Origin of the sequence: Kitasatospora sp. NPDC088779 (assembly GCF_040685395.1) — a bacterium.
GTDB lineage: Bacteria > Actinomycetota > Actinomycetes > Streptomycetales > Streptomycetaceae > Kitasatospora.
Genome location: NZ_JBFBHW010000005.1, coordinates 240,837 through 265,483 on the forward strand (window position 1 = coordinate 240,837; position 24,647 = coordinate 265,483).

The window sequence follows — 24,647 nt, forward strand, 5'->3', positions numbered from 1 at the left end:
CGCCTGAGTCGCCTGAGTACCCGATCTCCTGAGCAGTTGAGAAACCGAGTAGTTGAGGAACTGACGTGGTGGACGCCCTCGACGCCCGGCTCGACGCCGGCACCTACGAGGTCCTGCGCGGCCGACTCGCCCGGTCCGCCGCCGAACTCGCCGACCGCGCGCAGGCGTTGAACGCCCACCGGGTCGAGGAGTTCGGCGGCGGGGAGCTGCGGCTGGTCGGCACCGGCCGGCTCACCACCGGCCGGGCCTGCCTCCCGCAGGACCTCACCGCCGCCGGCGGGCTGCTGCTGCTCGGCACCCGCCCGGGCAGCGCGCCCGACACCGCCGTCTCCGCTTCCACCGTCTCCGCCACCATCTCCGCCTCCGGCTCCGTCTCCGCCTCCGTTTCCGCCGGCGCCCCGTCCGAGGGCTCCCCGGGCGCCGGGCCGCTCGGCGAGGTCCTGAGCGTCCACCACCCCGACCTCACCCCCGCCCCCACCGAGGGCACGCTGCTGGACGACCCGCGCCTGCGCCAGGACCTCGCCGACCTGCACCGCTACTTCCGCGACGCCCGGCTGGAACGGCTGCGCCCCATCGGCGGCCGCCTGCTCGCCGTCTTCCGCACCGGCCCCGCCGCCGCCGACGTCCGGGTGCTGCGCTGGCGCCCCGTCGACGACCTCGCCGACGACGGGCACCCCGCCTACCAGGACGGGCGCGGCGAACGCGACCACACCGCCGCCGACGGCCAGCAGCTCGCCTGGACCACCCTCACCCGGGACGACCAGCTGCCCGCCGCCCCCGACAGCCCACCGCGCGCCGACCTCGGCGGCGAACTCCGGCTCGGCATCGACGGCGGCCGGCTGACCGTCACCGCCCCCGACGGCCGCGAGCTGCACCACGAACCCCTCGCCGAGGCCCTGCAGACCCTCGCCGACGCCCAGATCGCCCACGCCCGGCTCGGCACCCTGCTGCTGGTGCGCGTGCGCCCGTACCAGGAGGAGACCGTCCGGCACCTGGTCTGCCACCTGCCCACCGGCCGGGTCACCCGGATCGACGCACTCGGCCAGGCCTGCCTGCGGCTGCCCGCCGACCAGGGCGTGGCCTTCCCCGGCGGCTGCCACCTCGCCGACGGCACCGTGCGCAGCTACGACCAGCCGGTGGACGGCCTGGCCTACGAGCGCACCCTCGTCTCGCCCAACGGCGAGGACGTGCTGTACGAGTTCCGCTCCCCCGCCGACGGCCGCGCCCTGCTCCAGCCGTACAACAGCGTCCGCCAGGAGGCCGCCGCCCCGCTGCCCTGCCAGGGCTACGCGCTGCTCGCCGACGGCACCCTGATCGCCCTCCGCCCGGCCGAGGACGGGCCCACCCGGCTGCACCCCGTCCAGCTATGGCAGACCCCGTTCACCAGCGAGCGCCACGCGGCCGCGCAGCCGCCCGGCACCGGCCCGCTCGCCCGGATCGGCAACGCCGACCTCGTCCGCGGCCTCGCCGACTGCCTCTCCCTGGCCCGGCTCGCCGCCGCCGGCGCCGACACCCCGGCCGGCCACCAGGCCGTCCTCGCCGCCTGCACCCGCACCGCCGACCGGCACCACTGGCTGGGCCAGCCCGGCCTCGGCGACCTCGCCGCCCCGCTCGCCGAGATCCGCGACACCGCCCGGCAGGTCATCGCCGAGTACGAGGCCGTCGCCGAACTCACCGCGCACGCCGCCCGGCAGACCGAACAGGCCACCGAGCACGTCGAAGGCCTGCTGCGCACCGCCCGCGGCGAGACCCTCGCCGACGCCGCCGAATGGGTCGACCGGCTCGCCGGGCTGCGCCGCGCCCAGGGCCGGATCGAGGCGCTGCGCGACCTGCCGCGCGCCGACCCCGCCCGGATCGACGCGCTCGCCGCCCACCTCGCCGAGGGCCTGACCGAGGCCGCCGCCCGCGCCGTCGGACACCTCGCCGAACCCGAGGCCTTCGCCCCGCACCGCCGGCGCGCAGGCGAACTCGCCGACCGCTGCGCCGCCCTCGCCACCGCCGCCGAAGCCGAGCCGCTGGGTCTCCAGATCTCCGAGCAGAGTGAGGCGTTGCAGACCGTCTCGGAGCTCGTCGGCACCCTCGACCTGGCCGACGCCACCACCCGCACCGCCATCCTCGACCGGCTCGCCGACGTCCTCGGGCTGCTCAACCGCGCCCGCGCCGCCCTCACCGTCCGCCGCCGCGGCCTGCGCACCCGCGAGGCCGCCGCCGAGTTCGCCGCCGAAACCGCCCTGCTCGCCCAGGCCACCACCGCCGCGCTCGCCGCCGCCGACACCCCCGAGGCCTGCGACGACCAGCTCGGCCGACTCCTGCTGCGGATCGAACAGTTGGAGACCCGCTTCGCCGACGCCGACCCGGCGCTGGGCGAACAACTCGCCGACCGGCGCACCGGAATCCACGACGCCCTCACCGCCCGCCGCCAGCACCTGCTGGAGGAACGGGCCCGCCGCGCCGACCGGATCGCCGCCTCCGCCGCACGCATCCTCGACACCCTGCACCGGCGGCTCACCGCCCTCGACACCGCGGCCGAGATCGACGCCGCCCTCGCCGCCGACCCGACCGCCGTCAAACTCCGCGACCTCGCCGCCCAGTTGACCTCACTCGGCGACCGGGTCCGGGCCGAGGAGCTGACCGGACGGCTGCGTGCCGCCCGCAGCCGCGCCCACCGGGCCCGGCGCGACCGCGCCGAACTCGCCGGCGACGGCCCCGGCACCCTGCGGCTGGGCCGCCACCTGTTCGCCGCCACCACCCAGCGACCCGAACTCACCCTCGTCCCCTGGCACGGCCGCCCCGCCTTCACCCTCACCGGCACCGACTACCGCTCCCCCGTCACCGACCCGGCGTTCGCCGCCACCGAGCGCTACTGGGGCCGACCGCTGCCCTCCGAGACCCCCGCGCTCTACCGGTCCGAATACCTCGCCGCCAGCCTGCTGCTGGCCGCCGAACCGGACGGGCTGGACGCCCTGCGCGACACCCTGCGCACCGAGGACGACCTGCTGGAGTTCGTCCGCCGCGCCGCCGAACAGCGCCCGGACGAGGGCTACCAGCGCGGCGTCCACGACCACGACGCGGCGCTACTGCTCCGCGCCCTGCTCGAACTCCATGCCGAGGCAGGCCTGTTGCGCCACCCGGCGGCCGCCCGGGCGGCCGCGCAGCTGTACTGGGCGCACGGCGCCGACGAGCGGCAGCGACTGGTCTGGCACACCCGGGCCCGCTCGCTCGCCCTCGCTCTCACCCTCGCCCGACAGGCCTTCGTCGCCGCACCGAAGCCGACCGCACCGGACCCGACCGCGCCGGACCCGACAGCATCGGACCCGACAGCATCGGACCCGACCGCGCCGGACCCCACCGCGCCGGACCCGGCCGCACCCGCGGCCCTGGCCGCGCTTTCCGTCCTGTCCGACGAACTGAGCTCCGCCGTCACGGAGTTCACCTCGTGCCCGCAGCCCGCCGGCCCGTACCTGGTGGCCGAACTCGCCGCCGCCACACCCACGTTCGCGTACGCGCCGGGGGCCGCCGCGCTGCTCGACAAGTTCCACGCCGCACCCGAATCCGTCGGCCTCACCGAAGCGCTGGCCGCACTGCCCGCCGAACCCGCCCTGCTGCCCGCCCGGCGTCAACTCGCCCAGGCCTGGCTGGAGTCGAGCGCCGTCGACGCCAACCCCGGAGACCTCGCCGAGGCCGCCGCCGCGCTCCTCTGCCCGTCCCTGCCACGCCGGCCCGCCGAAGGCGCCGCCACCACCCGCCTCACCGGACTGCTCGGCGACCACCCCCGGCTCCCGGGCGGCGCACTCGACCTTCGCCTCGACGAACTCCTGACCCGCGTCGCCGAGTTCGCCGCCACCGAGGCCCCCGGACACCGCGCCTACCAGCGGCTGCGCGCCGACCTGCTGGCCGCCGAGCACACCCGGCTACGACTCGACCAGTACCGGCCGGCCCCGCTCAACGGCTTCGTCCGCAACCAGCTCATCGACCAGGTCTACCTGCCGCTGGTCGGCGACAACCTCGCCAAACAGCTCGGCACCGCCGACGCCGGCGGACCGGTCGACCGCAGCGGCCTGCTGCTCCTGGTCTCCCCGCCCGGCTACGGCAAGACCACCCTCGTCGAGTACCTGGCCGAACGGCTCGGCCTGCTGCTGGTCACCGTCAGCGGCCCCGCGCTCGGCCACCGGGTCACCTCCCTCGACCCCGCCGAGGCCCCCGACGCCACCTCCCGCCGCGAGATCGAGAAGCTCAACTTCGCCCTGCACGCGGGCGACAACGTGCTGCTCTACCTCGACGACGTCCAGCACACCTCGCCCGAGCTCCTCCAGCGCTTCATCCCGCTCTGCGACGCCCAGCGCCGGATCGACGGGGTGTGGGACGGCGAGGCCCGCGAGTGGGACCTGCGCGGCAAGCGCTTCGCCGTCGTCATGGCCGCCAACCCGTACACCGAGTCCGGCCGCCTCTTCCGACTGCCCGACATGCTCGCCAACCGCGCCGACGTCTGGAACCTCGGCGACGTCATCGCCGGGCGCGAGGACCTCTTCGCGCTCAGCTTCGTCGAGAACACGCTGCCCGCCAACCCGCACCTGGCCCCGCTCGCCACCGCCGACCGCGCCGACCTGGACACCCTGCTGGCCCGCGCCACTGGCACCCCGGGCGGCACCCTCGCGGGCGCCTGGCCCGCCGCCGAGGCCGAACGGATGACCGCCGTCCTCGCCGGACTGCTCCACCTGCGCGGCACCGTCCTCGCCGTCAACCGGGCCTACCTGGCCTCCGCCGCCCAGGACGACCGCACCCGCACCGAACCCCCGTTCCTCCTCCAGGGCTCCTACCGCAACATGGCCAAACTCGCCCAGCGCCTCGACCCGGCCCTCACCCGCCCCGAACTCGACGCCCTCCTCACCGACCACTACCGCGCCGAAGCCCAGCCCCTCGGCGCCGACGCCGAAGCACAACTGCTGAAGCTGGCCGAACTCCGAGGCGGCCTCACCCCCGCCCAGGCCACCCGCTGGGAGGAGCTCAAGCGCACGTGGCGGGGGTGACGCGCCCGGCGGCGCTCCCCGCGTCAGCGGCCGGTTCGACCCCTCGGCGCCGCGCTACGGGGTCGACGCCTCGGCGTCGCGCTGGGGGGTCGACGCCTCGGAGTCGCGCTGGGGGGCCAACACCTTGGCCAGCGGGGTCCGCCGCTCCGCCCAGGACACCAGCATCTCGCGGTCGATCAAGGTCGCGCCCACCGTCGGCAGGGCGGCGAACTCGCGCGCCGGCTTCGAGAACCCGCGGTTCGTCACGATGAGGATGATCCCGGCCTGGAACACCGCCCTGGCGCCGCCGAGCGCGTGCTGCACGACCGGCTGGCCGACCGTCGCCCTCGGGTCACCGGAGTGCTTGCACTGCACCATGAACGGGACGTTCAGGTCGGTGACCCCGAGGACGTCGCCGCCCATGTCACCGGCGCCGCCCTGCACCCGCGTGACGGTGAACCCGTCCCGTTCCAGCAGCGCCGCGACGGTGTGCTCGAAGGTCGTGAAGTGACCGTCGTCGATCTGCCCCAGGGTGATCGTGCTGCGCTTGGAGAACGCCTCGGTGGACATCCTTTCGTCGAGCATCCTCTCGTCGAACGTCCGTCCGTCCACCGTCCCGTCATCGTCCCGGTGCCACTGACGGCGGCCGAGCTTCGCGACCACCTCGACAGCGACGGTCCGCGCCTGCCGGTCGATCTCACCGAGGCCGAGGCCGTCCGCATCCCCCGGGGGCGCGGCCTCGCCACCGCTCTCCGCCGCCGCCTCACCCAGGCGTCCGGCCCAGTAGTGGCGCTCGAGGCCGCCGAGAGTCCTCCGCAGGCCGCACAGGTCGCGCTGCCACCCGTGGATCCGCAGCGCCAGCGATCCCAACCACTGGTCCAGGTCCGGGGGCGCCGGAAAGAGGCTGAGCTCCTCGGCCCGCACAGCCGCCCGCTCGATCAGGTCCACGGTGTCGATCACCGTCTCGATCAGATCGACGGTGTCGCGGAGCGACCGCCGGAACCCCTTCGCGCCGACGGTGTGCCGGACGAGCACCATCGACTCACTGCGGTACCGGTCGTCGAACCGGTCACGGTCCCGCTCGTACGAGAGCCACCGCTCCAGGGCCTCGACCGCCTGGTCCACGAACCACCGCAGGTCGCTGTACTCGTCGTCCTCGTACTCGTACATTCCGCCCATCCCGTGAGCCACCGGGGGCAGCCTAGGCAACGGGTCCGACACTGCGAGCGGCACCGTCCGACCGGGTGGCCGACGATCCGGCTGGGCAGCTGATCGGATCGCCGGCCGAAGCGAGTCAAAAAAATATGTAGACCGGTCTACATTTAACTGTTTGCTGGAACTGCGCACAGGAAGTCGGACAGGCCGACTTCCTGTGCGCGGCGCGCCAGGATTAAGTAGACCGAGCGACATATTCTTTCGCGCCGACCAGCGCCAACCCGCTGCCCGCCTACCGCCGACGGGCAGCCGCCAGCAGGGCGGGGACGGTGGCGAGCTTGACGCGGGGGCGGCCCTCGGCCTCGCCCCGGGCGCGCTCCGCCCGCTCCACAGCACGCAGTCCCTTGAGCCCGACGGCGTCCGGGCGACGGTGGCGGATGAGGCGGTCGAAGTCCGTACGGCTCGCCGCCGGGGCGGCCAGCGCGTGGGCCGCCGCGTCGTCCAGGAGCGCGTCCACGGTCTCGCGGGCGCACGCCCGGTTGGCGCCGATCCCGCCGGACGGCCCGCGCTTGGCCCATCCCACCACGTACGTACCGGGCAGCGGCCGCCCCGTCGCCGGGTCCACGACCCGCCCGCCCCGGTGCGCGACCGTCGCCGCCCGCTCGTCGAAGGGCAGCCCGGGCACCGGTACGCCCCGGTGCCCTATGGAGCGCACCACCAGGCCGGCCAGCAGCGTGTCCGCCTCCCCGGTCGGCTCGGCTGCCCGGCCGCCCGCGAGGGTGGTCCGGGCGACGGTCAGGCCCGTCACCCGCCCGCCCCCGGTGGACGCGCTGGGCCCGCCGGGTTCACCGGGTTCGCCGGGTTCGCCTGGCGGGGTGAACGCGGTGAGCGCGGTCGGCGCGGACAGGAAGCGCAGCACGATCCGCCGGCCCGGCGCCGGCCCGGCACCCCCGTCGAACGGCACCAGCGGCAGCCCGGCGAGCAGTGCGGCCCGCGCGTCCGACGCGGTCGGCGCAGCGGCCGTTCCGGCGGTCGGCGCAGCGGCCGCCCCGTCCTCCGTCCCGTCGGCCGGCGCGGCGATCGCCCTGGTGGCCGCCTCGATCGCCGCCCGCACCTCCGGGTGGTCCTCGACCACCACCTCGACGCCCGGCAGTTGCCGCAGCGCCAGGAACTCCGCCTTGGTCCAGGCGGCTTCGGCGGGCCCGCGCCGGGCGAGCAGCACGACTTCCCGCACCCGGCTGCGACGCAGTGCGGCGAGGGCGTGGTCGGCGATGTCGGTGGTGGCGAGCCGGTCGGGGTCGGTGAGCAGGATGCGCGCGATGTCGACGGCGACGTTGCCGTTGCCGATGACGACCACCCGTTCGGCGCCGGGCCCGGACAGCTCCACCGCGTCGGCGGGCACGGTCGGTTGGGCGTTGTACCAGCCGACGAAGGTGGTCGCGGGAAGGCTGCCCGGAAGGTCCTCGCCGGGGATGCCGAGCCGCCGGTCGGCGGCCGCGCCGACGGCGTACACGACGGCGTGGTGGTGGGCGGCGAGTTCCTCGTGGGTGAGGTCGGTACCGATGTCCACGTTGAGGTGCATCCGCAGCCTGGGGTCGTGGAAGACGCCGGCGAAGCTGTCCGCGATGCGCTTGGTGGACTGGTGGTCGGGCGCGACCCCGTGCCGCAGCAGGCCGCCGGTGACGGGCAGCCGGTCGATCATGGTGATCTCGGCGCCGGTGCTGCGCAGCAGTTCCTGCGCGGTGTACCCGGCGGACGGGCCGGTGCCGACGATGGCGACGCGCAGCGTGCCGATCCCGCCGGGCAGGCTGCGCGGGAAGGTGGGAGCGCGCCAGGCGTGGTCGTTGGGGTGGTCGCGGTACCAGTCGCGGTTGAGGTCGCCGAACACGGTGTCGGGCCCGCGCAGCCGGTCGACGGGGAACACCGCGTCCACAGGGCAGGCATCGGCGCAGGCGCCGCAGTCGATGCAGGCGGCCGGGTCGATGTACAGCATGTCGGTGGTGCCGAACTCCGGTTCGTCCGGGGTCGGGTGGATGCAGTTGACCGGGCAGACGGACACGCACGAGGCGTCGTTGCAGCAGGTCCGGGTGATCGCGTAGGCCATGGCCGGGGTGGGGTCCCTCGCTACAGGTGGTGAAGTGCGGGAGTCGGAGCCTTTGTTGACGTGTCGCGTTTGACGTGTCGCTTTGACGTGTCCGCCTTTGACGTGTCGTCAGAGCATGTGGATGCGCCGGTAGATGGCGGCCGAGCGGCTGGTGAGCAATCCAGTCTCGGCGAGGAACGCGATCAGGTGCCGGGAACTGGTGCGCATCATCGCCTTGCGGTGCTCGTTGGCCCGCACTTCGGCGATCGCCCGCTGGGTGTCGAGCCCGGCGGCCCGGTAGACCCCGGGGTGCACCATGCTGGAGACGATGACGTACGCGCCGACGGCGATGCCGGTGGCCGAGGTGCGGCGGCGGGCGGGGCCGGCGTGGCGCACCCGTTCGCGGATCTCCTGCCGGGCGAACTTCATGTGCCGCGACTCCTCGACGACGTGGATCCGGGATGTGCCGCGGACGATGTCCAGGACGTTCTCGCCGCGCATCCAGTCACGCTGCATGACGTCGAGCACCTCTTCGGCCACCAGGATGCCGCCGTAGGCGAGTTCACCCTTCGCCAGGGCCTTGAACGCGCGCCCGGCCTGGGCGATGACCTTGTTCGGCCGGTACGCGGGGACGCCCATCTTCTCGCAGGCGCGGGCGAACATGATCGAGTGGCGGCACTCGTCGGCGATCTCTGTGAGCGCGAACTGGAACTCGGCGTTGGCGGGGTTCTTCAGGTACTGATCGCGCAGCACCATCTGCTGGAGGATCATCTCGAACCATATCCCGGTGTTCATGATCGAGCAGACCTCGTGCCGGGTGAGGGTGACCCGCTGGTGCTCGGTCATCTCGTCCCACAGCCGGGTGCCGTAGAGGGTGCTCCACTCCGGGTTGAGGCCGTAGTGGTCGGCTGGAAGCGGTGCGTCCCAGTCGATCTCGGTCGAGGGGTCGTAGGAGAGGGTCGCGGCGGACTCCAGCAGCCGCTTCGAGACGTCGTCGTCGGCCGCGGTGTGGCCGTGCGCACCCACCGCCCGCCCTGCCGCCGCGTTGGTGAGAGCCATGGATGCCTCCAGATGCCTGCCCCTACGGGTGCCCGCTCACCCGCTTATTAGACGGACAGTACAATAAGAGCCCGCCGCCGAGAACCCCTTGCGCAGCGCCGGACGGCGCACGACCACAACTCCCGCGCCCCTTCCCGTCCGTGGCCTCCCCCAGCCGCCCCCTCCGCCCCTCTCCGTCCCCCGGATACAGTGAGACGTGATCGCCAACCAGCCCGAGGCGGGTCCGGAGCGCGTCGCCCCCACCGGCGTACGGAACTTCCGCGACGCCGGCGGCGTCGGCTCCCTGCCGCGCGGCGTGCTGTACCGCTCCGCAGCCCTGCACAGCTTGCACGGCCTCGCGGCGGAGGGCGCGGACACGCTGCGGCGCCTCGGCCTGCGGACGGTCGTCGACCTGCGCAGCGACCCGGAGGTGGCGGAGCGCCCGGATGCCGTCGACCTCGTCGACGCCCGGTACCTGCACGCACCGATCTTCACCGAACGACGCTGGCCTGCCGACCAGTTGGAGCTGTACCCGCTGATGGCCGAACGCGCCGGCGCGGCGGCAGTGGCCGTCCTGCGCCGACTGCTCGTCGGCGGGGGCGGGGCCGCGCCGGTCCTGGTCCACTGCGCCTCGGGCAAGGACCGCACGGGAGTCGTCGTCGCCGTCCTGCAGACGCTGCTGGGCGCCTCCGAGGCGGAGGTCCTCCAGGACTTCCTGCGCTCGAACGACGAACTGGGCCTGGCCAAACCGCCGCCGGCCGGGGCCGCGCACAACGCCCTGCCCGTACGCGAAGTGCATCTGCGGCGCGCGCTGCTGTCGATCCGGAGTCACCACGGATCGGTGGCGGAGTACCTCCTCGCGCACGGCGCGCAGGCGTCGGAGCTCGCCGAGGCACGGCGGATCCCGGCCTGAACGAGCAGCCGGGCAGGGGCCGTTGATTCCTCCGAACGGGCCCCCGCCCGGTGCTGCGCCGAGCCGTACCGCCCCTGGTTGCGCGCTACGCGGCGCCCAGCGCCTGCCGCAGCGCCTCGGCCGCCTCCGCCGTCGCCTCCCGGAAGCGGCGGCCGATGCCGAGGTAGCTGGCGTAACCGTGGATGAGGTCCGGCTGGCGGCTCAGGCGCACCGTCACCCCGGCCGCTTTCAGCGCCTCGGCGTAGGCCTCGCCCTCGTCCCGCAGCGGGTCGAAGCCCGCGGTGCCGACGTACGTGGGCGGAAGCCCGGACAGGTCGGCGGCGAGCAGGGGCGACAGACGCGGATCGGTCCGGTCGGCCGGCGCGGGCGCGTAGCGGTCCAGGAACCAGTCCATGTCCGCGCTGGTCAGGAAGAACCCGTCGGTGAACAGGTCGCGCGAGGGCCGCCGGACGGAGGCGTCGACCGCCGGGTACAGCAGCAACTGGAACGCCGGCGCCGGACCGCCCCGCCGCACCGCCGCCTGTGTGGTGACAGCCGCCAGGTTCCCGCCCGCGCTGTCGCCGCCGATCGCGATCCGCTCCGGATCCGCGCCCAGGTCCGCCGCCTTGGCGTACGCGAAGTCGAACGCGGCCAGCGCGTCGTCCGCAGCCGCCGGGAACGCGTGCTCGGGCGCGCGCCGGTACTCCACCGACAGCACCCGCACCTGCGCCCGCTGCGCCAGGAACCGCACCACGTGGTCGTGGCTGGCCCGACTGCCGACCACCCAGCCCCCGCCGTGCAGGTACACCAGCAGCCCGGAACCCGCCGCCAGCCCGCCCGGCGTGTACAACGTGGCCGCCAACTCGCCGTACTCCTGCGGGATTCCGACGCTCCGGACGGCTACCGGCTGGATCGTCGCCCCGCCCACCAGGTACCGCGCGTGCTCCATCGCCTCCCGCGACGGCCCGACCCCGGCGGGCAGCACCAGGGCGGCCTTCGACAGGCGCTGCAACTTGAGGATCAACTGCGCGTCCAGCGAGAGCACTTGACCGTCCCGCACCACCGGCGCGCCCGCGATCGCCCGCCGCAGCCCCTCCGGCAGCGCGTACGCGCCCCGGACGACGGCGGACTGGATCCGGACAGGGAAGGGAATCGCCATCTCTACTTGCCTCCTGGAGCCTCACCCGGAGCCCTCGACCGGGGGCTGGGGCCGGGAGCCCATGATGGGCCCGGCCCACCCCGGGCGGAAGCCCCTCTCGACGCCCCCTTCACCCACCCTCGACCGCCGACGCCCTCTCCGGCAAGAAATATGTAGACCGGTCTACAGTTTCTCCATCGCCGCCACTTCCACCGCCTCCATCCGCGCAGGAAGTCGACCAGGCCGACTTCCTGCGCGCACCACCCGGGCGGCGGCAAGGAATCAGTAGACCGACCGACATATTCTTCCCGAACACCCCTCCCACTTCCACGCCCCACCCACCCTTGCGCTGTCACCCTTCGGTCGGAGCCGGCGACGGGCCCTCCGCATGGGCGGGCGACGTTCTTCAGGAATCCTTCCGCGCCCGACCGGCCTGACCAGCCCGACCGCTCAGCCTGTCAGCCCCTCGGCCCCTCAGCCCGTCAGCCCGGCCCGGCTCGTCGGCGAGCGCCGGTCCTCGGCGTCGAACGCCGCCAGGGAGCGCGCTCCGGGCCCGAGGGCGGCTTCCAGCGCGCGCAGGACGTCACCGTCCAATCCCCCCACCGCCTCGGCGAGTTCCTCCGCCACGTCCCGGGTGAGCTCCGCCGCCACGACGCCCTCGGGCGCACGCGGACCGAGCTTGCTGACGGCGGCGGCGGCGCGGGCGGGGGTGAGGAGTGCCGCGGCCTGGACCAGGAGCCAGGCGGGGACCCCGGCCGCGCCCTGCGGCGGCGGCAGGTACGGGCGGGCACCGTCGTAGCGCTCGTCCTCGGCGAAGGCCCGCTGCTTCACCTTCACCACCGGACGCGCGCCGACCCCCTCGGGACCCGTCTCCCGCCAGGTACCGGCGGGTTTGAGAACGTAGCCCTCGCCGAGGTTGTCGGCGAGTTCGGGGAGCCCGAGGAGCGCGGGGACCAGGGTGGGGAAGGCGGCCGGAAGTTCCTGGAGCACGGTGAGCGCACCGCGCCCGATCGAGGGGGCGCAGGCGAGTCCGGCGGTGCCCGCGGCGTCACGCAGGTCACGGTCGGAGATCCAGGACCGGCCCTCGGCGGTGTCGACGGCGGCATCGAAGAGCAGCCACTCCAGCCCCGGCGCGTACCAGACGCCGGTCTGTACGGGCTCGACTCCGGCGACGGCGGGCACATCGGGGTGCGGGTAGCACCCGCCGGCCAGTTCACCGTAAACAGTCACCACAGCGCCCCCACCTGCGCCCCCGCCCGCGCCCCCGCCCGCCGCCTCGCGCACCGCCGAGGCGAACCGGGCGGCCGCCACCGCCAGCGCCGGCCAGACCCGGCTGACGCCGAAGAAGCCGTCCAGCGCGTCCTCCCCCAGGAGCTCCCGCCGCTTGGCCGGACGGACCGCACCCCCCTCACAGACCACCGCGAAGTGCGCCCCGTGCACCTTCTCCACGGCAACCCACTCCCGGTTCCCGGACGCGGAGAGCCGCCCCCTCGCCGAGATCTTGGGGTACGGCCGCAACGCGGAGCCTTCGAACCTGGTGTCAGCCACACCCGAAATCATCGCCGCGAGCCCCACCCCCGGACAACGGAGTTTCACCTCCCCCCACAACCCCCGCTACGCGCAGCCCCAGCCGTCGCAGAGCGCCCGCGCCAGATGGGCCACCACAGGCCGGTGGGCCTCGACGCGGCGTCGAGGCCCACCGGCCTGCCTACAGGCTGTTCACGTTGTTCAGATCGGTTCAGCTCGCCCCACGGAGAGCGCCATCAGGGCGCGTGCTGCTCGTAGTTGAGGCTCCACTGCTGGTTGGCCTGCAGACCGGGGCAGTTCCAGATCCCGAGCCGGGTGCCCTGGTCGGTGGCCCATCCGGGCAGTTCGAGGCAGCGGCCGCCGGGGTTGTCCGCAGTGACGGTGGCGGGGAGGTAGATCCGGCCGTCCGGGCGTACGGCCCACTTCTGGCCGGTGTTGCCCACGCAGCGGGACAGGATCAGGCCGGTTCCGTTACCGAGGGCGTTGCCCTTGGTGGAGACGCACCAGCTGCCGGAACGGATGGTGCCGTCGGTGGCGAAGTTGAACCGCTGGTTGATGGTCTGCCAGCAGGCGTAGGCGGCGACCTCGGTGCCTTCGTTGGGGCCGCCGATGGAGTCGGCGCACAGCCAGTTCACCAGCTGGGAGTGGATGGTGACGCTGGAGTCGGAGAAGCCGGCGAAGGCCGGCGGGACGAAGCCGTCGACCTTGCCCTTGGTGCCGGCGTTGCTCTTGCCCGCGAAGATGGCGATCGCGTTGCTGTTGTCCATGACCCAGAGGTCGGGGGTGCCGTCGTTGTTGAGGTCTCCGGCGCCGATCCGGGGGTAGTCGCCCGCCTTGACCGGCTGGCCGACGTCCAGCTTGATCCCCTGGCCGGGCTTGGTGAGGGCGGAGTAGTCGACCGTTCCGTCGGCCTTGTAGCCGAGCGGGTAGGCGAAGAGGTCACCCGTCGTGCGGTTCCGCGCCCAGATGGTGGTCTGGTAGGTGGGGTCGGTGGTGCCGGGGACGGCGGTCGCCCCGTTGGCCGCACCCGGGTTGAGCAGTTCCAGGTCGGCCCAGCTGCCGGAGACGGCCGGGATGTAGGTGGCCGCGTCGAGGGAGTCGGCGAGACCGTTGGGCTGGAAGAGGTAGAGGTTGTTGTTCTCCAGGGAGAGGATGGAGGTCTGGGTCATGATGACCTTGCGCGCTTCGTTGCCCGGCTCACCTCCCACGGCCTCGCCGTCGGGCGTGCCGATCGCGATGACCTGCGAGGCGCCGCTCCAGTTCTTCTGGTTGTAGCCGGAGCAGGGCTTGCCGGTCTCGTAGGTCGTGCAGGCGGGCCGGTTGAGGGCGATCGGGGTCAGGGTGTCGAAGCGCCCGGTGCCGTTGTTGGGGATCAGGTAGAGGGCCTCGCGCAGCTTGGAGGTCGTGTCCTTGGTGTAGTGGGCGAGGATCTCGTCGACGGCCTGTCCGACGGCGAAGGTGCCGTGGTGGCTGACCTGGTAGTCGGACCAGGTGGCGCCGTAGTCCCGGTTTCCCGGGGCAGCGGCGGCGGGGGCGGCCAGGGACGTGGTGGGGTCGATGGTGCCGCCGATGACGCGCAGGTCACCGTTCCTGTCGACGGTGATGACGTCGGGCTTCTGGTCGTTGTCGACGTCGCCGAACAGGGGCTGGGTGTCGGGCTTCCAGGGGACGTAGAAGTTGTAGACGGCCGGCTGGCTGTAGTTGCCGGCGTTGTCCATGGCCCAGGCGTACAGGGTGTTGGTGCCCCAGTCCCTGGGCTTGTAGGTGTACGGCTGGCCGGGGGGCAGGGTTCCGTTCTGGCCGCAGCGCCAGCCGACGACCGGGGTAGGGTCCGTGCTCACGCGCACGCAGGCGACGCCGGAGGCCTGGAGCCCGGCGCCGGGGGCGGGGTCCTCGGCGTTGATGGTGAAGGCACCCGGGTCGTTCATGTACTTGGCCGGGGTGGGGTTGGGGGTGCCCGACGGCGGGAAGTCAGTCGAGCTGATGCTGACGCGGGGGTTGGTCCTGTCGACGCGGAAGTAGCACCACGGGGTCATGGGCGAGGTGAGGATCTCGTCGGTGGCGCGGGCGGTCCAGCCGTACTGGTGGCCGTCCGACAGTGATCCCACGCTCACGGAGGGGCCGGGGTCGTTGTAACTGGCCCCCCAACGTCCCTGGGACCAGCTGAAGTTGGCGTCGTTGTCGTCCCACATCTGGTAGTCGGTGTGGAGGGTCTGCCCGGCGGGCGAGTAGCTGTTGGCCGTCAGGTTGATGTTCTGGTTGGCGCCGATCCAGCCGGGGTTGTCCCAGGGGTGCGCGCCCCCGGTGGTGCACTCGGCGGCGCTGTTGTTCCAGGCGAAGCCGGGGGCGGGGCTGGTGCGCGGGTACCAGACGGTCGGAGTGATGTCGTAAGTGGTGGTGATGGAGGGATTGTTGGCGATGTAGTGCCGGTACAGCTTCTCCCACTCGTTGCCCATCGGGGCGATGGCGGCGGTCCACCAGGGCCACTGGCCGGCGATCGCCTGCTTCATCATGTCGGTCACGTCGACGGCCAGCGGGCCGGTGCCGGTGATCCACTGACCGTTGACCGTCGGGCAGTTCTCCATGACGACGGTCTTGCTGTCCCCACAGGGCTGGTCGTTCCAACTGGTGTGCTCGTGGATGGGCTTGGGAGCCGAGTACACCACGAGCGGCGAGTTCGTGCCCGGGCTGGAGGCGCCGGTGACCTGGAAGTTGAGGGTGGAGTTGAAGATGGTCGGCGGGCTCTCCGCACCGCCCGGCTTGGTGTAGAGCACCGGGTTGATGCCGAACTGGAAGTAGGCGCGCTGGCGGCCCAGGTCACCGCAGTCCAGGCTCGGGTCGCTGCTGTGGTAGCCGCAGTAGCCGGTGGCCAGATTGTTCTTCTTGTTGAAGTTCTCGGCCGTCTTGTGGTTCTCCTGGACCTCCACCGAGCCCTGGACCGAGCTCGTCGCCGCCACCAGGGACGGGTCGAGGTACCAGGGGCCGTCACCGGATCCGAGGGCGTCGTGGTCCGGCGTCAGTTCGATCGCCGCGGGCGTGATCTTGGTGGTGATGGCGGCCACGTTCGCGCCGTCACCCGGTTCCTCGGCGGTCGACGGAATCCCGCTCGCACTCCCCGTGGGCGCGGGCGTCGGGGCGGCCGCCAACGCCGCACGCACCGAGTCCCTGGAAGCCCGGTCGGCGGTGGCGGTCGAAGGCGCGGGCTTGCTGGAGTCCCACTGCAGCGGTACGGGCGCGCGGAAGCGCGTGACACCGCTGTCGTCGACGACGGTGATGCCGCCGGACTGGTCCTTGGCCATGGACAGGCCCTGCGCGGAGACGGGGAAGGTCAGCGACTTGAGCGCCGCGCTCTCGGCGGCCTCCTTGGTCCGCACGATGATGGCGTCCCGCCAGCCGCCCTGGGACAGCGCGGTCAGCTGCAGGTCCACACCGGGGAGGACGTCGGAGTAGGTGGCGTTGGCGCCGGTCACGGACGGCTTGGGCAGGGCGAACGGGGCGTTCACCGCGAGGCTCTTGCCGTCGTCGGTCGTCACGGTGGCCATCGGGCCCGCCCCGCCGCCGGAGAACTTCAGCCCGGTCGTCGCGACGGCCGGGCTGAACGTGCCGTCGGCGTTGGCCCGCAACGTCGAGTCGATGTCCGCCCACGCACCTCCGCGCTTGGTCCGTACGGCCTGGGCGTTGTCGGTGCTGGTCAGCGTGCCGTCGGGGTTGGCGATGGTTCTGGAGGCCTCATTGGTCAAGGTCTCGACGGTGACCGGCTTGCCGGTCGTCTTGGCCTTGGCGAGCGCGTCCAGCATGGCCTGCTGCGCGGGGGTGCGGGCAGGTGCCGGTGACGAGGGGACGATCGGCGGCAGTCCACCCACCGGGCCGTGGGTCGGCGGGGCGGGGACGGTGTCGGCCGCGAGCGCCGCCGGCGCGCTGAGCAGGGCCAGGCTCAGGGCGCAGCCGGTGCCGAGGGCGGTCAGCGCGAGTATGCGCCTGCGTATGGACGGTGTTGGTCGCGTGTGCGCGATTGTGCGCGGAGTGCTGGTCATGCGGATTGCGGGGTCCCTCCCGGTCGGGCCGCACCCTCGATGGGGTGCGTTCGGGTGGGAACGATGCGTGCTGGCCGACGGATCGGTCAAACCCTTTGTCGGTTCGTGCCGATGTGTCCAGATAAGCCGCAGATCAAGAGATCAAGACTTCATAAACATCTCATGTGCGGCACTCGTGCGACCTGGTGGTGTGTCAGTGGGTGCACATATCGTCACCTCGATCCTGGCACATCCCTGTCCATATGACGTTGTGTCGACAATGAGTGAGGAGAAACCACTGTGGTGGTTTGGCCTGCCCGGAAACGGGCCGGAAGACGAATAGGCGGCCGATGGCGGTCGCCGGCTGTGGCGGCCCTGGTCGCCCTGACACTGACCGGGGTGAGCGTGCCGCCGGCGGTGGCATGGACCTACCCCGAGCCCGAAGGGGAGGTCTGGGCTCCTCCTAACACGCCCCTGGGAAGCGCGACCCCCTCCGTCAAGGGACACGATGCCCAGCCGCCAGGCGCCAAGTCGGAGGGCAAGGCGGCGAACTGGAAGCCGGAGACCGCTCCGCCGATCGTCACCGGCACCGCGACGGTCGTGCTCGGCTCCGACAGCGCCGAGGCCGAGGCTGCCCGCAGGGCGACCGGTGGGGCTTCGCCCGCCTCCGGTGGCATGACCGGAACCAAGGCCGGAGATCTGGCTGTCCGGGTCGCACCGGGAACCGGCCAGGGTGAGAGCGCGCACGCCGTCACCGTCGAAGTGGCCGGACAGGACAAGGGCAAGGCCGCAGGCGTCAGCGGCCCGCTGGTGGCGCTGGCCGACGCCAAGGCGTCGGTCGGTGGCGACGGGCGGCAGGCGAGCGTCGCCCTGGACCTGAAGGCCCTGCAGGCGGGCGGGTGGTCGGACCGTGCCGGCCTCGTCTCGCTCCCGGCCTGTTCACTGACCACGCCGGAACGCCCCGAGTGCCGTACGCAGACCCCGGTTCCGGTGAAGAACGACGGCTCCGGCACGATCACTGCGGATGTCACCCTTCCCCCTGCGGCACCTGGCAACGCCCAGGGCGGTGCGGTGAAGGCGTCGTTCACCACCGCGAATTCGTCCGCCCAGGCGCCTGCGCAGGCCCTGACCGTCGGCAGCGCCGGGGGAACCGGTGGCTCCGTGGTCCTGGCCCCCGCGGCCTCCCCGTCCGGTCCCCTGGGCAACTTCACCGCGACACCACTGTCGTCGTCGGTGGCCTGGTCCGCAGGCTCCAACACGGGCAGCTTCACCTACAGCTACCCGATCCAGACACCGCCGGCCCTCGGCGGCGCCGCACCCACCGTTGCGCTGAGCTACAACTCGGCGAACGTGGACGGCAAGACGTCGTCCACGAACGCGCAGCCCTCGTGGATCGGCGACGGCTGGGGCTACGAGCCCGGCTACATCGAGCGGTCCTACCGCAGCTGCGACAAGGCTGGCATCACCGGCTCGGGCGACCAGTGCTGGGGCGGGCAGAACGCCACCTTCTCCCTCGGCGGCCGGGCCGGTGCGATCGTGCGCGACGACGACACCCACGTCTGGCACCTGGAGAGTGATGACGGCACCAAGGTCGAGCAGCTCACCGGTGCTCCGAAGGCGGCGGGTGATGTCGACTACCAGGGCATGGAGTACTGGCGGATCACCACACCCGACGGTGTCCAGTACTACTACGGCCTCAACCACCTGCCGGGCGGTGACGGCAGCGATCCTGCCGCGAACTCCGTCCTGACCCTGCCGGTGTACTCGCCCAACAGCGGCGACCCCTGCTACAACTCCGGCAGTGGTAACAACTCCTGGTGCCAGATGGCCTGGCGCTGGCAGCTCGACTACGTGGTCGACCCGCACGGCAACCTGACCACGTACAAGTACGCCGCCGAGGGCAACAAGTACAACCGCGGCCGCGTCCAGAACGGCGGCACCGGCACCCTCTCCGACTACCAGCGGGCCGGTTACCTCAAGGAGATCGCCTACGGCCAGCGCCTGGACGAGCAGAAGGCGGCCAAGGGCGGCGCGAACCCGGCGGCGAAGGTCCTGTTCACCGTCGCGGAGCGCTGCATACCCAGCGGTGCGATCACCTGCTCCGAGGCCCAGCGCACCGCGGCCAACGCGGACGCCTGGCCCGATACGCCGATCGACCAGATCTGCACCGACGGCTCGTGCGTGAACTCGGCGCCCACCTTCTTCACGACCAAGCGCCTGACCGGGATCTCGACACAGGTCATGGTCGGCTCCGCCTACCGCACCGTCGACACCTGGAACCTCAACCAGGAACTTGCCGATCCCGGGGACGCCACCAAGCGAATCCTGCAGCTGGACTCCGTCCAGCGGGTGCCGAGCAACGGACAGGCGGCGATCGAGGACCTGCCCGCCGTCCAGTTCAAGTACACGATGCGCGCCAACCGCGTCGACGGCCTGGACTTGGGCGAAAAGATGTACATGCGCCCGCGCATCCAGGAGATCACCACCGAGACCGGCGGGCGGATCGGCGTCATCTACGCCGACCCCGAATGCTCCCGGGTGAACAACCACATGCCGTCCTCCGAGGACAGCAACACGATGGCCTGCATGCCCGTCAAGTGGTACCCGACGTTCCTGTCCTCGAAGGACCCGGTCAACGACTGGTTCGACAAGCCCCTCGTCAAGACCATCGTCGAGCTGGACCTCGTCAGCACACCCAATGTTGGCAAGACCACCGAGTACACCTACAACGGTGAGGCCGCCTGGCACCGCAACGACGCGGAGTTCACCGACTCCAAGACCCGGACCTGGGACCAGTTCCGCGGCTACCAGTCCGTCACCACCACCACCGGCAGCGGTGGCTCCAGCGAGGCCCCCAAGACCCAGCAGAAGGTCACCTACCTGCGGGGCATGAACGACGACTACCTCGCCAACGGCAAGACCCAACGCAGCGTCCAGGTCCCCAGCCCGCTCGGCGGCACCGTCACCGACAGCGCCCAGCTGTCCGGCCGCGTCGTCGCCACCGAGGTCTACGACCAGGCCGGCGGGACGGTCACGGCGGTGGCCGGGAAGACCTACAACGGGCAGACGAGCTCCGCGACGCATGCCCAAACTGCGGGTGCGCCGAAGATCCTCGCCTGGCGGAAGGACTCCGAGACCACCGCGATCACCAAGGCCAGGCTCGCCGACGGCAGCTGGCGCACGACCACGACGGTCACCACCAGCGAGCCGGCCAACGGCAACCGCGTCGTCAAGGTCGACGACAAGGGCGACGGCACCGCCGCCACTCCCGAGACCTGCACGACCACCGGCTACGCGGTCAGTGACAACCCCCAGCTCCTGACCCTGGCGTCGGAAACGACCACCTTCCAGGGGTCCTGCGGCGCGACGGCCACGGCTTCCAACACCCTATCCAGCAGCCGCATCATCTATGACGGCAAGGACTTCAAACAGGCCGGTCCAGCCGGCGACCCGACCAGCGCCCAGGTCCTCGACCATTTCGACCAAGCGGGCAACCCCATCTATATTCATGACGGTAGTTCAGCTTTCGATGCCTACGGACGTTCCGTCACGACTGCGACGACCGAAGGCTCGACCTATGACCGCAACGGGGCCCAGCTGAGCGGGCCGTCGGTCACGCCTGCCATCACGTCGCTCGCCCGCACCCCGGCCGCCGGACAGCTGCCGACGGAGATCCGCACCACCGGACCGATGGGAGCGGCTTGGACCACCTCCGTCACCCAGGATCCGGCCCGCGGCTCACTTCTGGTCAGCAAGGACATCAACGGCCGGGTCACCACTGCCCAGTACGACGCCCTCGGCCGCATCACCGCAGTCTGGGAGCCCGACCGGCCGACCGAGGAACTGCCGAGCCGGAAGTTCACCTACCTCCTGAACGGCTCCAAGGCACCGTCCACCGTCAAGACCGAATCGATCAACGACGACGCGGTCACCTACTCCGCGAGCATCGACATCTACGACGGCCTGGCACGGCCTCGGCAGACCCAGAGCACCAGCGCCGCCAAGCCGACCGGGCGCCTGATCACCGACACCGTCTACGACACCCACGGCTGGGTGATCAAGACCTCGGACCCGTACTACGAACAGGGGTCATTCCCCACCAACTCCGTCTTCGTCCCGGCAGCAGACGGCCAGGTCCCGGGCCAGACGTGGAACACCTACGACGGAAACGGGCGCGTCGTGCGCTCGGAGTTCCGCTCCTACGGGAACCTCCAGTGGGCCACCAGCACCGCCTACCCTGGCGCTGACCGCACCGACGTCACCCCTCCCTCGGGCTCCACGCCAACCTCGACCGTGACGGATGCCCGAGGCCGCACCACCGCTCTGGGGCAGTACCGGACGGCAACTGCAACCGGGGACCTGGCCGACGCGGACGTCACCAGCTACGGATACACGCCGACCGGTCTCACCGCGTCCCGGACCGACAGCAGCGGCAACGCCTGGAACTACTCCTACGATCTGCTTGGGCGTCAGACCTCGGCCTCCGACCCGGACACCGGTGTGACCCGGACGTTCTACGACGTCAACTCGCGCGTCGACCATATCGTCGACGCCAAGAACAACACACTTTCCTACACCTACGATCTGCTCAACCGTAAGACCGGCACGTTCAACGGTGCCGTGGCACCCGCGAACCAGCTGGCCTCCTGGAGCTACGACACCCTCGTCAAGGGCCAGCCCACCTCCTCGACCCGCTACGTCGGCGGAGCCGGCGGCACGGCCTACACCAAGGCCGTCACCGACTACGACACCGCCTACCGTCCTCTCGGCTCATCGATCACCATCCCGTCCGCCGAGGGCGCACTCGCCGGTACCTACACGACGACCAACACCTACAGCCCGGTCATCGGCTCCCTGAAGACGGTCAGTGTCCCCGCCGCCGGCGGCCTGCCGGCAGAAACCGTCAGCTACGGCCGGACCATCACCGGCCTGCTCACCGCGGCCGCCAGCCTCAGCAAGGCCGTCATCGCCAAGGTCGAGTACGACGCGCTCGCGCGCCCCGTGCGTACGACGGTCGGCCAGTACGGCAAGCAGGTCGTCTCCACCCAGCAGTACGACTGGGCCACCGGACGGGTCATCAACAGCTTCACCGACCGTCAGGTCGGAACCGTCTCGGTCGACCAGACCAGCTACACCTACACCCAGTCCGGCCAGATCACCTCGGCCACCACCATCCAGGACGCCTCGGCGACCGACACCCAGTGCTTCACCTATGACCACCTCCGCCGGCTGACCGGCGCCTGGACCGACACCGCAGGCACCTTCACCACCGCCGACTGGACCGACTCCTCGGGCGAGGTCCACGGCACCGGCAGCTCCACCACCGTGCCCGGTGTCGGCGGCTGCAACAACGCGAACGGCCCGGCCACCGTCAACCCCGGTGGACGGACCATCGGCGGCCCGGCACCTTACTGGAACACCTACACCTACGACGCGACCGGCAACCGCACCGGCCTCGTGCAGCACGACATCACCGGCAACAGCCTCAACGACATCACCACGACCCAGACCTTCGGAGCCGCCAAGAGCACCAACTCCCTCACCAGCGCCCCCAACACCGGCGGCGGAACCGGCGGGCCCCATGCCCTGCTCACCTCCACCACCAGCGGGCCAGCGGGCACCAAGGCCGTCAGTTACCAGTACGACGCCAAGGGCAACACCACCGCCATCACCGACACCGGCGGCACCACCACCCTGGCCTGGAACGGCGAGGACAGGCTCGACTCGCTCGCCAAGACCGGCCAGGCCGCTGCCACCACCTACCTCTACGACGCCGACGGCAACCAGCTCATCCGCCGCAACCCCGGCAAGACCACGCTCAACCTGCCCACCGACGAGCTCACCCTCGACACGGCCAGCGGCTCCACGAGCAACGTCCGCTCCATCACCGCCCCGGGCGGACTGACCTACACACGCGTCACCGCCGCCATCGGCGGAGGCACCGTCCTGATCCAGGCCGCCGACCCGCACGGCACCAACGGCGTCCAGGTCAACACCAACGCGACCCAGACCGTCACCCGCCGCCCCACCGACCCCTTCGGCAACCCCCGCGGCACCCAGCCTGGCACCAACCAGTGGGCCGGCACCAAGGGCTTCGTCGGCGGCACAAAGGACGACACCACCGGACTCACCAACCTCGGCGCTCGCCAGTACGACCCCGTCCGCGGACGCTTCATCAGCCCCGACCCCATCTTCGACACAGCCGACCCCCAGCAGTGGAACGGCTACGCCTACAGCAACAACAACCCCGTCAACCTCTCCGACCCCAGCGGCCTTCGCCCTGAGGGCAAGTGCAGCGGAAACTGCGCCAACGTCGACGGCAGCGTCGACCTCTGGGCAGGCGGCCCCGGCAACTACCAATACGCCAACATCAAGGTGGCGGAGGACAACGACGACTACGTCATCACCACCCAGTACATCAACTTCAGCCACCCGGCCGCATCCGCCATTGCCCAGGACCGGGTCGCGAAGCCGAAAGAGGCCAAGCCCACCTGTTACTACGCCATGGGGGCCAAGTACAACTGCGGGTCAGGCGTGTCCACGGGGTCGACGAACTGGAACTACCCGTCGACCTACATGAAGGTCGACAGGGGAAAACTGGAAAGCTGGCAGAAGGTCTTCGTCGGCGCAGTCGGGATCATCAGCCTCGCATTCATCGCCGCTCCTATTGCCGTCGAAGCGGCCCCGGCTTGCCTCGCAGCCATCATCGAGTGCGGCGCCCTGGTTGCTGACGTTGCTTCGGGAGAAGCTGCGGCAGGCAGCACGGCCCTCGCCGGCGCGGGAATAGCCACAACCGCAACAGCGGCGCGGATGCTGGCTTGCGGCGGTCGAAACAGCTTCACACCCGACACACCAGTTCTCCTCGCCGACGGAACTTCCAAGCCCATCAGCGAAGTAAAACCCGGGGACAAGGTCGTCGCCACCGATCCGGAATCCGGGAGCACAAACGCCGAACCGGTAACCAACACCATCACAGGATCAGACGACCGTGACTTCACTGATCTGACAGTCGCAGATCTGGCCGATCCCACCAAGACCTCAACCATCACCTCCACCCAAGGGCACCCTTACTGGGATGAAACCACACGGCGCTGGACCGAAGCAGGAGACGTCAAGACCAGCGAGCAACTGCTGACTGCAGACAGAAAGACCGTCTCCGTTCTCCAGGTCAGCACGTACCACACCAATCCCCAATCGGCCTACAACCTCACCGTCGCCAACCTCCACACGTACTATGTGCTGGCGGGCGAGACTCCGGTGCTGGTGCATAACGCTGGCGGCGATGACCCGGCAATTCCGAACATTGTCCAGCAGCGAATTCAGGAAATCCTGGCTGGGCAAGCGCAACCAAGGCCGAATGGTGCTGGCACCGGTCCTGACAGGTTCGAGGTCAGAACAGGAAATAACCCCACCCCTGGCGCGCACGCGCGAAAGTGGGGACCTTCGGCGCCCGGGGCTAACGACTCGGCGTTGATCTACGACATGGGTGATGGGAAAAATAAGTATCGGATTCTCGTGAACAGGTATGGTGATATTGGCTGGGTGGACAATCACAACTACAAGAACATAAAGCTATACACGCCGGGCTGCTAGCGCAAAGAGATCCCGCGCGGCCTGACCGAGTGAATGAATCGTCGTAATCTTGCATGAGGCCGGCCGGGTGATTCCGGTCGGCCTCTTGCGCGGCGGTAATTCAAGGGCCCTCGGGCGACTTGCTCTCAGGGCGCGGCGGCCGTCATGTTTTCTGATGCGTGGTGACGGGTTGATATTATCCAGTAGCGGTTGGGCGATCACG

At 71.3% G+C, this 24,647-nt stretch carries 9 protein-coding genes; 3 read left to right on the forward strand and 6 right to left on the reverse strand.

The window, feature by feature from the left end:
• Positions 1–65 precede the first annotated feature (65 nt).
• Entirely contained in the window at positions 66–5,027 is a 4,962-nt protein-coding gene (locus AB0P03_RS06710) for a DNA repair ATPase (protein ID WP_363627974.1), read from the forward strand.
• 54 nt (positions 5,028–5,081) lie between these two features.
• Here AB0P03_RS06710 and AB0P03_RS06715 read toward each other — a convergent pair whose 3' ends face one another.
• The 3 genes from AB0P03_RS06715 to AB0P03_RS06725 form a co-directional block, all read right to left on the reverse strand.
• The gene (locus tag AB0P03_RS06715) at positions 5,082–6,197 is read right to left on the reverse strand and encodes a restriction endonuclease (protein WP_363627975.1); all 1,116 of its coding nucleotides are present in this window, start codon (positions 6,195–6,197) and stop codon (positions 5,082–5,084) included.
• 256 nt (positions 6,198–6,453) lie between these two features.
• On the reverse strand, positions 6,454–8,265 hold the full coding sequence (locus AB0P03_RS06720) for an FAD-dependent oxidoreductase (RefSeq protein ID WP_363627976.1): 1,812 nt from the start codon (positions 8,263–8,265) through the stop codon (positions 6,454–6,456).
• 108 nt (positions 8,266–8,373) lie between these two features.
• Positions 8,374–9,303, reverse strand: a complete 930-nt coding sequence (locus AB0P03_RS06725; RefSeq protein WP_363618774.1) for a diiron oxygenase — start codon at positions 9,301–9,303, stop codon at positions 8,374–8,376.
• Positions 9,304–9,499: 196 nt separating this feature from the next.
• On the opposite strand from AB0P03_RS06725, the gene AB0P03_RS06730 reads away from it, so the two are divergent.
• The gene (locus tag AB0P03_RS06730) at positions 9,500–10,195 is read left to right on the forward strand and encodes a tyrosine-protein phosphatase (RefSeq protein WP_363627977.1); all 696 of its coding nucleotides are present in this window, start codon (positions 9,500–9,502) and stop codon (positions 10,193–10,195) included.
• Between the two features lie 85 nt (positions 10,196–10,280).
• Here the strand turns inward: AB0P03_RS06730 and AB0P03_RS06735 are convergent, their stop codons facing one another.
• The 3 genes from AB0P03_RS06735 to AB0P03_RS06745 form a co-directional block, all read right to left on the reverse strand.
• Positions 10,281–11,333 (reverse strand): alpha/beta hydrolase, encoded by a 1,053-nt coding sequence (locus AB0P03_RS06735; protein ID WP_363627978.1) that lies wholly within the window; start codon positions 11,331–11,333, stop codon positions 10,281–10,283.
• 453 nt (positions 11,334–11,786) lie between these two features.
• Positions 11,787–12,860 (reverse strand): RNA ligase family protein, encoded by a 1,074-nt coding sequence (locus AB0P03_RS06740; protein WP_363627979.1) that lies wholly within the window; start codon positions 12,858–12,860, stop codon positions 11,787–11,789.
• 215 nt (positions 12,861–13,075) lie between these two features.
• The gene (locus AB0P03_RS06745) at positions 13,076–16,873 is read right to left on the reverse strand and encodes a ricin-type beta-trefoil lectin domain protein (protein ID WP_363627980.1); all 3,798 of its coding nucleotides are present in this window, start codon (positions 16,871–16,873) and stop codon (positions 13,076–13,078) included.
• A gap of 378 nt (positions 16,874–17,251) precedes the next feature.
• On the opposite strand from AB0P03_RS06745, the gene AB0P03_RS06750 reads away from it, so the two are divergent.
• Positions 17,252–24,445, forward strand: coding sequence for a polymorphic toxin-type HINT domain-containing protein (locus AB0P03_RS06750; RefSeq protein ID WP_363627981.1), 7,194 nt, complete (start codon positions 17,252–17,254; stop codon positions 24,443–24,445).
• The last annotated feature ends 202 nt before the right edge of the window (positions 24,446–24,647 follow it).

Coding starts and splice junctions, on each gene's coding strand:
- AB0P03_RS06725 (WP_363618774.1), bottom strand. CDS start 9,303: ATGGCTCTCACCAACGCGGCGGCAGGGCGGGCGGTGGGTGCGCACGGC.
- AB0P03_RS06720 (WP_363627976.1), bottom strand. CDS start 8,265: ATGGCCTACGCGATCACCCGGACCTGCTGCAACGACGCCTCGTGCGTG.
- AB0P03_RS06745 (WP_363627980.1), bottom strand. CDS start 16,873: ATGACCAGCACTCCGCGCACAATCGCGCACACGCGACCAACACCGTCC.
- AB0P03_RS06735 (WP_363627978.1), bottom strand. CDS start 11,333: ATGGCGATTCCCTTCCCTGTCCGGATCCAGTCCGCCGTCGTCCGGGGC.